The 12,687-nt window shown below is 36.5% G+C and carries 10 protein-coding genes and 2 pseudogenes; 2 read left to right on the forward strand and 10 right to left on the reverse strand.

The genetic code is table 11. The features are described from left to right. Positions 1-7: 7 nt before the first annotated feature. The 9 genes and pseudogenes from NSQ41_RS15965 to NSQ41_RS16005 form a co-directional block, all read right to left on the reverse strand. On the reverse strand, positions 8-193 hold the full coding sequence (locus NSQ41_RS15965; RefSeq protein ID WP_339193296.1) for a hypothetical protein: 186 nt from the start codon (positions 191-193) through the stop codon (positions 8-10). 38 nt (positions 194-231) lie between these two features. After that, positions 232-687 (reverse strand): DUF3237 domain-containing protein, encoded by a 456-nt coding sequence (locus NSQ41_RS15970; RefSeq protein ID WP_339193297.1) that lies wholly within the window; start codon positions 685-687, stop codon positions 232-234. 108 nt (positions 688-795) lie between these two features. After that, positions 796-2,151, reverse strand: a complete 1,356-nt coding sequence (locus NSQ41_RS15975; protein ID WP_066247353.1) for an aromatic acid/H+ symport family MFS transporter — start codon at positions 2,149-2,151, stop codon at positions 796-798. Between the two features lie 459 nt (positions 2,152-2,610). Beyond that, positions 2,611-4,326, reverse strand: coding sequence for a M56 family metallopeptidase (locus NSQ41_RS15980; RefSeq protein WP_066247356.1), 1,716 nt, complete (start codon positions 4,324-4,326; stop codon positions 2,611-2,613). A 535-nt stretch (positions 4,327-4,861) separates the two neighbouring features. Further along, the gene (locus NSQ41_RS15985; RefSeq protein ID WP_044895977.1) at positions 4,862-5,188 is read right to left on the reverse strand and encodes a YnfA family protein; all 327 of its coding nucleotides are present in this window, start codon (positions 5,186-5,188) and stop codon (positions 4,862-4,864) included. A 14-nt stretch (positions 5,189-5,202) separates the two neighbouring features. Beyond that, positions 5,203-6,033 carry a DUF1835 domain-containing protein gene (locus NSQ41_RS15990; protein ID WP_327848668.1) on the reverse strand — a complete coding sequence of 277 codons (831 nt, stop codon included), beginning with the start codon at positions 6,031-6,033 and terminating at the stop codon, positions 5,203-5,205. A gap of 29 nt (positions 6,034-6,062) precedes the next feature. Beyond that, a pseudogene (locus tag NSQ41_RS15995) lies at positions 6,063-6,580 on the reverse strand (general stress protein). A 991-nt stretch (positions 6,581-7,571) separates the two neighbouring features. After that, positions 7,572-7,877: a hypothetical protein gene (locus tag NSQ41_RS16000; RefSeq protein WP_327856734.1), complete on the reverse strand. Its 306-nt coding sequence runs from the start codon at positions 7,875-7,877 to the stop codon at positions 7,572-7,574. After that, positions 7,781-8,455, reverse strand: a complete 675-nt coding sequence (locus NSQ41_RS16005) for a YegS/Rv2252/BmrU family lipid kinase (protein WP_327856733.1) — start codon at positions 8,453-8,455, stop codon at positions 7,781-7,783. Before NSQ41_RS16005 ends, NSQ41_RS16000 begins: the two co-directional genes overlap by 97 nt. Before the next feature lie 677 nt (positions 8,456-9,132). Between NSQ41_RS16005 and NSQ41_RS16010 the strand changes: the two genes are divergently transcribed. Both NSQ41_RS16010 and NSQ41_RS16015 read left to right on the forward strand, forming a co-directional pair. Next, the gene (locus NSQ41_RS16010; protein WP_339210329.1) at positions 9,133-9,573 is read left to right on the forward strand and encodes a hypothetical protein; all 441 of its coding nucleotides are present in this window, start codon (positions 9,133-9,135) and stop codon (positions 9,571-9,573) included. 868 nt (positions 9,574-10,441) lie between these two features. After that, positions 10,442-11,276 (forward strand): annotated as a pseudogene (locus NSQ41_RS16015) (class II aldolase/adducin family protein); the annotation flags it as partial. A gap of 242 nt (positions 11,277-11,518) precedes the next feature. Here the strand turns inward: NSQ41_RS16015 and NSQ41_RS16020 are convergent. Further along, complete coding sequence (locus NSQ41_RS16020) at positions 11,519-12,571, reverse strand: 2,3-butanediol dehydrogenase (protein ID WP_094244530.1); 1,053 nt, start codon at positions 12,569-12,571, stop codon at positions 11,519-11,521. Positions 12,572-12,687: the final 116 nt, after the last annotated feature.

Here is a 12,687-nt window from a genome sequence, read left to right on the forward strand (position 1 = left end):
TTTGCAATCATTGCGATCCAGACATTTTCGCTCCAAAAATTTTGGAAAGATCGACTTGGCGATCTAGATCCTCATTCGTCACGGATTCTAGCAGGCTTTTTGTTCTTTCAGTATACATTTCTGCTAGTTTTTTTAAGTCTTTTTCCATCTCTTTCAATTTTTCGCCAAATACATCCAGATTTCCGGTTTTCACTGTTTTTGCAAATCGATAAAAGGCCGATAACATATGAATTAAAGAATTTGATAAAATGCTACTTGTACTTCGGACGGTTTTCTAATTCCTTCTCCTACAAATATCATCTTGTTAAGGAAATCATACTTTTTATTACCTACTTCAAAAACGGGAGATGTTTTAAAATAATACGAGTCTTGTGGAACTTCCTCGCCGCAAATCAACTTATTCATAATTTCTTTCGGTCCGTGCCTATATCCTTTATTAACTACATAAATAGGCACTCCGTCGTCTGTTTCAATTGTATAATGGGCTAACAATTCCGTCAGCCCATCTTTTCGTATTAATTGGTAATCGGCTCCTCCGGAAAGTACTCTTCCCTTTATGTTAGGGCCTTCAAATCTTCCACCAATAATCGGAATAACCCTCCTTATCCCTAATCCAACATCACCAATAATAATCGGCTCTTCTACCTTTATGCTGGCAGTTAACAGATGCTCTATTTTTATTGGCATTTTTCTTTCCCCTTCCAAAGTTGAGCGACTTTATTTTTTACAAATCGCTTTACCGCTAAGAATAATTTCAAATCCCGAAGAAAATATCTCCTCGGGATTTTACAAAAATTATTTTTCGACGGCTACATCTTCATTGATTATCTCAGATTGTTTTTTCTCTTTGTAATAGACTGAATGCTGCTCTTGAATGAACAATACTGCTAAACCGCCAAGCACTGCTGCACTGGCAATAGCTGCAAAATTATATTGCGGCTGTAAATTTAATGAAAGTAAAATCCCGACAAATGTAGGGGCAACTATTCCGCCTAAACGGCCAAATGCCATTGTACTTCCTACAGCTGTTGAACGCATATTAGTAGGATAATATTGAGAAACGAATGCGTTCGCCATATTTTGAACCCCGACGGATGCTGCACCAATAACAGAAATCAGGGCAAAAGCGATGAATGTACTGTTGGCAAAACCGATTAAAGATAGTGCAATGGCTCCACAGAAAAACAATGGAACAAGCACTTTTTTAAAGCCTAGCCGGTCAACTATAGGGCCGAAAACAACTGTTCCGACAATCGCTCCAATTTGCATGACAGCAGTAAATGCAAGGCTTGAGCTTAAATCATAGCCAACTTCCATCATAAGGCGCGGCAGCCATGTATTCATGGAATAAATTAATACAAATGCGCTAAAGCAGGAAATCCAGAACATAACGGTGCTGAATGCACGTTTTTCCTCAAACAAACTGACAATAGGCGATCCCGCTTCTTTCACTTTTTCCTTTTTTTCAAATTCCCCATCGCTGCTAATTCCCGGCTCAATTTTGGCAAGAATTTTTTTAGCTTCTTCTTCCTTTCCTTTTTCCAAAAGAAAGTCGATGGATTCTGGAACACTTTTCAACAAGAAAGGAATGAACAATAAGGGAATTCCGCCTACCCAATATACTGACTCCCATCCAACTGTAGGAAGGAGCTGCCTGCTTGTAAGCGCTGCCAGAATAGCTCCTGCAGAATAACCGCAAAAAATGAATGAAACAATTGCTGTGCGAACCCGTCGCGGTGAATATTCAGTTGCTATTGCAACGACATTAGGCATAACTCCGCCCAGACCAACACCTGCAATGACACGAAAGATCGTAAATAAGACAGGATTTGCTGCAAAACCTGCGAGCAGCGTGAAAAAGCTAAACAAGAACGTAGTCAACAAAATAATATTTTTTCGCCCTATTTTATCCGATAGCAATCCAAACAAAACAGCACCGATTGCTGTTCCGACAACTGTATAGCTGCCAATAGCCCCGGCAGTGACATCCGAAATTCCCCATTCCTTAATAAGCAGCGGGACAGAAGCACCGTAAATGACAACATCAAATCCGTCAAACATAATAACGATAAATAACCAGAAAATCAGCCAAATATGGAATGAATGAATGCGGCTGTTGTCAATTACGTTCATTGGGTTAATCCGTTTCATATTATTATAGACCTCCTCATCAAAAATTTTTTGTATTTCACATTTTAAGTAAGCGTTTGCAATTTATCTGAAACACCTCTCTTTTACTTAATATTTTGAATTATCTTTAAGTTGATTGTAGCATCTCATTATCATAATTGTTATCTACTTATTGTAGAAAAAAACACATTCATTTTCCTAAATTATGTGGTCAAATCTGCAGAAAAAAAGATTGACAAATACTCTTCTATTTCTCACTCTGACTGCTAGCGACCAAATTGGTTTTCGTCTTTCATTACGATTTTCCCGGCATTTGGAAAAGGTAAAGACAAAAAGATTATGATCAACGGATACCCATAAAATACAAAAAGCCGGCACTCAAAATGCCGACTCAATATGAAAATTCGTCACATTTTCTCGTATGGGGGTTATGTTTCTATCGTTTAATTTTTAATAAGCATTTCAAACGATAAAAATGATTCACATGCTTTCCATTTTATTCTTTTTATCAGGAAGCGATTCGTAAAAACGCTCTTTCCACCACTTTCGTATTTTTTTCATGTTCCATTCCGTTCCAGTTTCCTTTAAAGATTGAATACGCCAATACATTGGCGGGTGGATCATAAATTGAAATTCTAGAAATCTGAAAAACCATGAATCCCGCTCGATCGAGGAATTTTTTTCTTCATTACTTAAATTGTAGCGTTGTGCTTTGTATGTCAACTCATCTTGTTTTACAGCTAAAGCAGTTAAACCGTCTGCCATTTGATCATTTCCGTTGTCAAGCCATATAGCCCCTAAATGATCTGCCCGCACTTCCATCCATTGCAAAAGAAGAGACTGGATAAGAGGAAAGAAGAAAATAAGAGCAAAAACAATGTAAAAAAGAAGAGACTCATTTCTTAATAGAAAAGAATGGTATAACCAGTAAATGAACAAAGCAATTACTAAAAGCGCAAGTATACGTATAATTTGACCGATCATGACATCCCGTTTTTTTACATGCACAGCTTCATGAGCAAAAACCGCTTCGATTGCTTCCAACGGAAGCTTTAACGTTTCCGACGTTAATACGATCATTGATCGACCGATGTTTGCCCCAGCTGCAAAACCGTTTAATTCATTCGCCTCTGCTTGAAAAACTTTCACATCAGAAATTCCAGCCCGACTTAGCACTTTGTCTGCAACAGCTAAAACATTTGGATCATCTATCTCTTTCACGTCTAATGCAATTTTTAATAATCGATCAGAAATGTAAAGATTAAATATCCAAAAAACAATGACCGCAATCGTGATCGCCCAAATAGGAACCTTTAGCAGTGATAAGATAACAGTCAATGTCGTGTAGGCGCCGACTCCTTTGACGGAAATGGCAAAGTACATTTTGCCGAGAAGTCTCTTTATATTTTTTTTATGATAAAATGGAAGCACTTCAACTTGTGCAATTTCCGACGGTAGTTCCTTTTCTTCCCGGCTTTCAATGGTCGCAAGCCAAGAAGTGTTTTTAGCATTAAAATAGACAGTTTCGCCTGAAAATACTAGCTTTAATGTATTTCCCATACTTGTCGTGAAATCTTCATTTGTTGAAAACATCGTAAATAATGGGAATAATTTAAGTACATCAACATTTGACTCGAGCTTTGCTTCCGAAAGTTCTGAAAGCGGATATCGTTTCGCTTTGATGTTCGATAATATGTAAATACAATTTGTTTCTTTACTGAAATACACTTCAAGGTTTCGATAAAGAACAGCTTTTTTTAACAATTGACAAATCATTACAGCATTCGTATATAACAAAATGAGAGACCAAACAGAATCGTATGAATTGAAAACAAAATATAAGACAGATAGACCAATGAATGTCATCGCAAATGCCGCATCAACCCAAACCCGACTCGAATGTTTATTGAGTTCAATCTTTTCAATTTCCACTCTGTTTGCTTCATTTTTTATTTTATCGTAACCCGATTCATGGGAAAACGTGATTAAACACATAAGAAAAGAGTATCCAAAGCTAGACATCGCTCTAATTGTAAAACCTAATTCATATGCTATAAATAAATAGACTGCAAGAACAGATAACAGTACGATTTCTATCACCAATAACGGAAAAAAGGATATCCGCTTTTTCAACCAAACATGCAAAAAACCAGCTAACACTCCTCCAAGCATAATCAATACCAACGCCCAGATCATGAGCACACCCCGTTTTTTTTATATTCCTTACATATGTATTAACGTTTTTTTCCTATAAAAGTTTCTAAAAAATTGAATTCCTCGCTTCACCAATTCAACAGCAGGGGCTTCCTAAGATCGCGAGCAATCTTTTTATATACTAAAAAAAATGCAATCGCTTGACATTAAGGAGATTTTCGTCCATTTTTTAAAGACTCGTTGGATTGGCCGGGAATGAGAGCGATCTGTTATTCAAATAAAACAAAAAAATCATTTTGATTGCACCTTCCTGCCACGCTTGTTGCCATTATTCAGAGCCTGTAATATCTCTGAAGTGTAACGGCAAGCTGAAGCCTTTATTAAAAAATCGCACATTATCGGCATCACCGGAAAAAAGTCATTCAGCATAACGCTAAAACTGTCAATTAATTAGGATGCCATACTCCCTATACGGAATTTGTCTTGCTCATGCTCGATATGTTCCGAGAAAGCTTACTCACTCGCACATTATTTAATTGCAGCTATTCTATTAAAAATCCCTATCAGAATGGACAGTCTAATGTCTTGGACCCCAAAGCATGATGGAAACTCCAATTAAACAAATGCCTGCTCCGATCCAATCGTAAATATCAGGAGTTTTTTTATCGACCCACCATCCCCACAAAACAGAAAGAATAATAAACACGCCGCCATAAGCGGCATATACTCTACCGAATGTAGGAAAGTTTTGCAAAGTAGGGATCAGCCCATATAGAACCAAGATCATACTACCAATAACTCCGTACAAGTAGTGTTTTCCTTCACGTATCCATAGCCAGACTAAGTACCCTCCGCCAATTTCAGCTAAACCAGCAAGAATAAATAAAATAATGGCGTAAATCATATTTCACCACTTTCCTATCGCAATTTAACACTATAGAAGGCCATAGCTTCCAGACTGCCTTCCATTTCAAAAGCTCTCTTTTCAATCAGCTTTCTTAGCCGATATTCCAAGAATTCATCTCCTACATATTGGTCTAGATGCCCCAGTACTTCACCGATTAGTCTAACTGATTTTATAAAATCCTTCGTCTTCATTTCGTTATGCAGCTTTTTCGCTCTGTTTATTATGAAAAGATCATAATAATCTTCCGAAACGCTGTGTATCGTTCCGTTTTGCCAAATTCGCAATACTTCGCGAGTATTTGCAAGAACGAGCCATTCCTTTTCAAAATTCTCTCTTTCATGCTGGGAAAGAGGCGGTTCATTTTTACTTTGTTCATATATGAATCGGAGCTTTTCAGGAGGAATTTCACCTGTATCCAAAACAGTATATTTTTCTTTTCGTTTCTTAAAAAGCTCGCCATATACCTTTGTCGTGTTGATGAGGAAGATGTCATTATTTTTATTCTTCAATAGATATAAAACAAATCGCAATCCGGTCTGTTCATGAGCGTTGTCAGAAATCCATATCATAATAGGTGATCCTTCTGGAATTGCTGTTATTTCATTGACTGTTTTTTGAAAGTTTTGTTCATACTCATGAAACTCATTGTATGCATCCGTCAAATTATTTTTTATCCAATTATATCTCGCTTCTTTTCCAATGTCTTCATGCAGTCTCCAGATCGGACCTACCGAGAATGTTTCCCAAAAAGAAATGACGCGCTCTTTTTTCTCCACATCTAAATCCCTTAAGACCATTTTTAAACTCCCCGAAGGTGAAGCGCCAAGCAGAATATGTATCATTTATAATCTTCCTTCCGCTATCTTATACTTTATCCTAATCTTTCAAAGTCTTTACGTAAACACGATTTTTCAGCTTTTTCGACTTTAAGAGGTACTTCATATCAGAAAAATTGTCATATGAAAGCTGAATATGAAAATAGTTTATATACTCAAGTATGGCAAAAACATAAATAAATCCCGCTATGTACAATCCTGTTGCAGGTACCGACGGATACCATCTGACTAGATCGACAAAAAACATGAAAGGCGAAATGATGATAAACAGTGTATTCCATTTCTTTATATTTTTTAATCGCTGGACGATATAAGCAGGAGTTATGACAGTATTTTCTTTTTTTAATCGCTTCCATTTTGCAAACCAATACACACTACCCTGAAATAAGAGAAACTCTAACAGAAAAAACGAAATCCAAAAAGAGTACAGCGAATATAAATGCAAATGGGCAAAGACTTTATTCCAAATGAAACTAATGATGAAAAAAATTACTGCTGCCATTGCCTCCCCAGTATATAAATAGAAAAATCTCTTCTCCAATTTTCCCCTCAAGTGCATCACCTAGTTCCTTCGTCTCGGATGGCTGATTAATCGTTAAGGATGTAAATACGGTATTGCACCATTTTCATACGTCTCAGCTCTTGTTTTGTTTCACTAGATACTGTATTGCTTGATATTTACGGAGAAACTTTATGTGTTTTTCGCACCGAACAATCCTAATTTTCCATTGCCAACATCTAGGACACAACTTGAATCGCAGTGTTTAAAAATTGACTAAGGTACTTTATTTTCTAATAAAAAATGGGTTAAAACTCTGAATTGATTCATTGCCCTTTTCCATGAAAATGTTTTACCATTTTTTTACTTCACCTATTTTTTGATTGAACGATCAAGAGCCTTCTCTTCAAACTATTTATTGGCAAATAATTTAAATTGCAACAATTTTACAATGAGAAGTGAGCAAAACATTATTTTGGATCCACGAACATATTCTCGTTCTAAATAAAGTTAGATTAAAAAAGAGACACAGATTAATATAGTAATAGACTAAAATCCATAAAAAATGCGTTATGAGTAAGCTGTAATCATCAAACAGTTCGTTAGCGAAATCAAATGTACAAACGCTCATGAACTCTGAGAAAAAATACAAACTTGTACGAAAAATATCAGAAACTCGCCACATCTTCCAAAGATTTTAATTTCCTGACTGTTTTTTTTTGGCCTAAAACTAATATATCTGCAACGTTGAAAAGATTAAAATTTATTATATTTACAAACATTCAGTAAATAACTTTTGCATTTAAAGTCCAATAACGATTTTATAATTCCCCAATTTTCAAATTGATAATAAAGCTATCTTAAGAAAATCTTTTTATTGAGAGACATTTACATCCCTTATAAGTTAACAAGAAAAGACTTGGAATGCATGTGTATTAAATTGTTTTTCCATTTTATACTAATTATGATGAATGACTTCCTAAACAGAAATACCTAATTCGTGTTCTCACTAAGATCATTAATCTTTACAATGACCGGCCACTATTTAAATGATAAGCAACCCACCTCTTTGAATCGTCACACTCATCGGAGTTTTAGTGAGAATCTCGCCATCTCCTTGCACAATAACAGGTAATTCGGAGATAACTTCCACTTGTTTTCCTGTTATCATGGTTACACCAGGATGTAGTATATGTTTGCCTTTAAACGCCTTTGGAAAAGTGCGCAACAGCTCCCATTTATTCATGCCGTGTACTATACAAATGTCAAATAGTCCATCATTATAACAAGCATTTGGACATATTTTAATACCTCCGCATAGTTTGAGATATTGGCAATTGCAATTAACCATACATTACAAAAAACTAGTTTCTCCCCATCAACCATTAATTGAATGCTGACAGGACGATATTTTAATAAAACATGCAAGAAGCTAAGTCCATATGAAAGATTACCTAATCTAATAAAATTCAGCCAATTTTTATATTTCGAGCCATTGTTTATCTCGGCGACTTTACCGTCAAAACCGATCCCCATTACAGTAATGAAGTATTCGTTGCCAATTCTTCCAATATCAATTTTTCTTTGTTTTCCCATTAAAATACGTTTTAAAGCCTTTTTATAGTCCTTTGGTATATCAAGAGCCCTTGCAAAATCGTTTCCCGATCCTGCAGGAATAACACCCAAAGGTATATTCGAATTGATTAACCCGTTAGCAACATCATGGATTGTACCATCTCCTCCTACGGCTACAACAGCATAACATTTTTCAGAAGACAACTCCTTAGCAATTTCTGCTGCATGTTTTGGACGATTGGTAAAGCGCACTTGATAATTTATCTGTTTTTCTTGCAGCAACTTTTCAGTCTTTTTCCAAACTTTTAATCCTTTTCCGTTTCCTGAGATTTTATTGACGATAAAATAATACATACTAAAGATCTTTCCTTTATTAAAGATATGAAAGTTTTATATATTATGCCAAAACCGTTTTATTTGGCATGGTTTTATCATCTCCACATTTACTTCGTTTAGAGGTGGGTGTTTCTCGATGAAGCTTCTTGTACAGAAGAAGGTTGTCGGAAGTTTTCTAGATGGATTAGAAAGCAACAACTGCTTGTTTGCCGATTAAGCGGTTCAACCACTTTCCTGCTTGGTTACCAATCCGTTGATACATTCATCTCGTTTGCACATTCAAATGAAAGATGTTCCCATGCACTGTCTTGCCAAGTTTTTTGTAAATTCTCTATCTATTTTATTACAATTTTCTCCTATTTGCAGGAATCTATTCACACAACTCCATTTATGCTGTCAATGTGAAAAATCCCCAATGATCGTCGGCTATCACTTGAAATACAAGGAATTGATCTTTGTTTTTTCCTAAGTTTACTGGCAATCCTTTAAAAAATTTTTTGATGAGTAACAAAAGACAAAAGAAAAAACTTCTTTACTATCTTTGCAGAAAAAATGAATGAGACATAGATTGAAGGAGTTGTATTATGTTGCAAAAGGGATGATTGCTTGACATATCCAATCAAATGTTATTTTTTGTAGCAAAGAAAAATTAGGTGAATACAATATAATCGAATTTCAGGAAAGGAGAAATCAACATGCAATATGATTATAACTCGAACTATACTTATAACCTAGATCATCAAGTTCCATATGCGAATCCTCAGGAGCCGTATGAAGAAAATATGCATGATCGGGATCATTATGATCACCATGTGAGCAAGCATGATTTTTGCAAAAGACATAAGCATTATTACGTCTTGCTGGAAATGGACGATGGAAAAATGTATGATGGCATTATTGATAAAGCCGATAATGATCATGCCTATTTATTAGTACCTATTGGCGACCAACGAGAAGAAGATAACGAAGAAGAAAGACAATTTGGCTTTGGTGGGTTCGGAGGTCCTTTTGGTGGATTTGGAGGCCCTTTTGGTGGATTTGGAGGGTTTGGGCATTCCCCATTTCGTTTTCGGAGATTTAGGAGATTCCGATTCCCGTTTTCAAGGATTCGCCGTTTTTCATTTCCGTTTTCTTAATTAATACATTTATGTGGTCGGCAGCTTCGTTATAGAGTTGCCCGTTTTTTGCTTGAAAATTTGTTCCTCTTATATTGAAGCGATAATATTGTCCACCCCTTAATTTAATTTCCTGCTACCACATATAATTTCCATTGATCCATCCGTTAAGTTTTGCGGCTTGTTCCAAAGCAACAATTTTTATTCTGATCTGCCGCCTTTTGTTTGGATTTACGCTTAACAGGATTAAGCGGTGGAAATAGAGTACGGATTTGCTTCAAGTACTGATCGGAGAGTGGTTTTTGCACTAATATTGGCTTGGCATTCTATTTTTATTTAGTACAAAAAAATTTTGATGTTATCGTTATCATCAATATTTGCTAACTAAATGTCGTTTACGTCCTTTACGGTACCGTCAAGAATTTTGTGTGTAATGCAAGATAGATAGGACAGTCTCCTGTTTGGAAAGGAAGAATCCCTTTTCCCCTTATTTTAATATAATATGGTTAATTGTAGCGATTTTCAAACATATTCGCTGAGTTTCGATGGTAGCTTCTATGCCGTTCCTCCTGTTAGATTTCGAGGAAATTTTTGATTTTTTCCTGCTAAATCAGTTCTAGCTATGGGAGACTAACCTTTTTTGATTGCTGCAACACCATCATAAGTTTCATAACAGCCTCAGCAAATGCAGTATAAATGGAACTTTCAAGTTTATCTAAATACATCATTGGCCCAACAACAACTTTTTTTACTGGCTTTCGAATCCACTTTTTCGCATCTAGACAAATAATCGCAACCGGAAGAACAGGCGCTCCTGTTTTTAACCCGAAAAAGCTACCCCTTTTTTTCGGATTGACACTTTCCCGTTTTTACATCTTTTACCTTCAGGAAATCAGCCTATCCGTATTTAATCAGGTCTTTAGCAAATCATTTATGTATATCTTAGATAACGATAATGAAACAACAGATATTTATTTTCTTACACCTAAACAAGGTATTTATAAATTGGAGTATAGAAAAGGAGAAGAAGAAACATTTTTTAAACAAATTTTTGAAAGATTGGAACCGCTCGCAGCTTCGCAGTTAGTCATTGACAATAATTTTTATGATGATCTTCCGGAAGAGATGTGGAACGGAGATGAGATTACGAGATCATTAAGCGAATACGGAAAAAAGCTTGATCGCATGAATTTACTTCCCGCTCCATTTCCATCGGAAGAATATCTTACACCTCGTGGTCTTCGCCATTTAAAAAAACTTTACGGATTAGGAGGACTAAGCTATGGAAACCTCAGTGCCAGACGGGACAGTGAAAGCTTTTGGATGAGTGCAAGCGGAATTAACAAAGCAGATATGAAAACAGTCGGTGAAGATTTTCTCTTAATAAGTGGATATGATCCTGATAAAAATGCCATGAAAGTAAGCGTTCCCCCGAATATAACACCAAAAAGGGCATCTGTCGACGCTATTGAGCACTGGATGATTTATAAAGAACACCCGGAGGTAGGAGCGATTGTACATGTTCATGCTTGGATGGACGGCATAAAGGCTACAGAGATTAACTATCCTTGTGGAACAATTGAACTTGCAAAAACAGTGGCTGAACTTGTCCGAATTTCAAAAGAGCCTTCTAAAGCTATTATTGGTCTTAAAAACCATGGACTAAAGATGACATCTTTGAACGTATCGAAGGCAAAATTATCCCCCAAGTACCGATGTCTTAACGTATTTACATGTTTTTGAACCAACGGAATTTTTATGGAATGATTAAGGCTCCCGAAAAAAATTTGGATAGAGAGAGGGGATTTAACCTTACTTATTTGGTTTGTATGTATTTTTAAGCATCGGCAAATCCCCTGCAACTTTCTCCCTGCTCGCCAAACGGTGCACCGCGTTTTTCACATTGCATCCATCTATTGAAGCATCAGCTTGTCCGCACCGTTTTCTCCCTACTCTGCTTAAATGTTTATTCTGGTTTTACCAAAATTTTCACTTGGTCTTTTTCTTTTATCAGCGTTTCAAATCCTTCTGCTACAATATCATCTAGCTTAATTCGTTTCGTAACGAGTTTTTCTGCTTGGAAGTAGCCTCGTTTCATTAATTCCATTACAGCAGGGAAGATATCGCGGTATGCAATAATTCCTTTTACATTTCTTTCTTTTAATACGATATTATTTGGCTGAATGCCCGCTTCTTTTTCCCATATGCTAACGATGACTGTTTCTCCTTCAAATGCAGTGCTGTCAATAGCTTGTTGTAAAACAGCCGGTATTCCCGTTACTTCAAACGCAACGTCGACTCCGCCATCGGTTAATTCATGAAGCTTTTGAACCGGATCTTCCTCTATTGGATTGATGACAGATGTAGCACCGAGTTCTTTCGCTTTTTGCAAACGTTCTTTGGAAACTTCTACTGCATAAATTTCTGCAGCGCCAGCTGCTTTTAATGCTTCAATCACAAGAAGACCTATAGGACCTGTTCCAAACACAGCGGCTTTATCGCCAGGTTTGATTTTGCTTAATCTAACAGCATGCAAGGCTACAGCCGCAGGCTCCACCAATGCTCCTTGTTCATAAGAAAGACCTTCAGGCATTTTATGCACCATATGCTCATCAACGACAGTATACTCAGAGAATCCGCCGCCGCCACCGGATAAACCGTGGAATCCTAAAGATTCGCAAAGATTGTACTTACCTTTTTTACAAGCTGGGCATTCTCCACAGCGAAGAATAGGTTCTACAACGACAGGATCCCCAACCTTTACTTTCGTAACGCCTTCTCCAACTTCAACTACTTGACCAGAAAATTCGTGGCCCATGATAATTGGCGCCACATCTTTACTGACAGGATGAGGCTCTTGAACAGGAACAAAAATTGGACCTGCCGCATATTCGTGTAAATCGCTTCCGCAAATTCCTGCCCATTCTACTTTAATTTTTACTTTTCCTTTCCCTGCTTTCGGTTCTTCTACTTCCTCTACTCGAATGTCTCTAGCGTTGTGCCATCTTGCTGCTTTCATTTCATTTCCCCTCCCAATTTTATAATCGCTTTCATTGTATCATTTTTTAGTCCTATTTTTATCATATCGAAAAAATTCGAAATTATTTTATAAAAGAAATTGCTTATTTTGTGATT

Source organism: Aeribacillus sp. FSL K6-8210 (assembly GCF_037963925.1).
GTDB lineage: Bacteria > Bacillota > Bacilli > Bacillales > Aeribacillaceae > Aeribacillus > Aeribacillus composti.

Bases quoted from the DNA above. Each gene is read 5' to 3' on its own strand.
- NSQ41_RS15970 (WP_339193297.1), bottom strand. From the start codon at position 687: ATGCCAATAAAAATAGAGCATCTGTTAACTGCCAGCATAAAGGTAGAA.
- NSQ41_RS15975 (WP_066247353.1), bottom strand. From the start codon at position 2,151: ATGAAACGGATTAACCCAATGAACGTAATTGACAACAGCCGCATTCAT.
- NSQ41_RS15980 (WP_066247356.1), bottom strand. From the start codon at position 4,326: ATGATCTGGGCGTTGGTATTGATTATGCTTGGAGGAGTGTTAGCTGGT.
- NSQ41_RS15985 (WP_044895977.1), bottom strand. From the start codon at position 5,188: ATGATTTACGCCATTATTTTATTTATTCTTGCTGGTTTAGCTGAAATT.
- NSQ41_RS15990 (WP_327848668.1), bottom strand. From the start codon at position 6,033: ATGATACATATTCTGCTTGGCGCTTCACCTTCGGGGAGTTTAAAAATG.
- NSQ41_RS16000 (WP_327856734.1), bottom strand. From the start codon at position 7,877: ATGGTTAATTGCAATTGCCAATATCTCAAACTATGCGGAGGTATTAAA.
- NSQ41_RS16005 (WP_327856733.1), bottom strand. From the start codon at position 8,455: ATGTATTATTTTATCGTCAATAAAATCTCAGGAAACGGAAAAGGATTA.
- NSQ41_RS16010 (WP_339210329.1), top strand. From the start codon at position 9,133: ATGCAATATGATTATAACTCGAACTATACTTATAACCTAGATCATCAA.
- NSQ41_RS16020 (WP_094244530.1), bottom strand. From the start codon at position 12,571: ATGAAAGCAGCAAGATGGCACAACGCTAGAGACATTCGAGTAGAGGAA.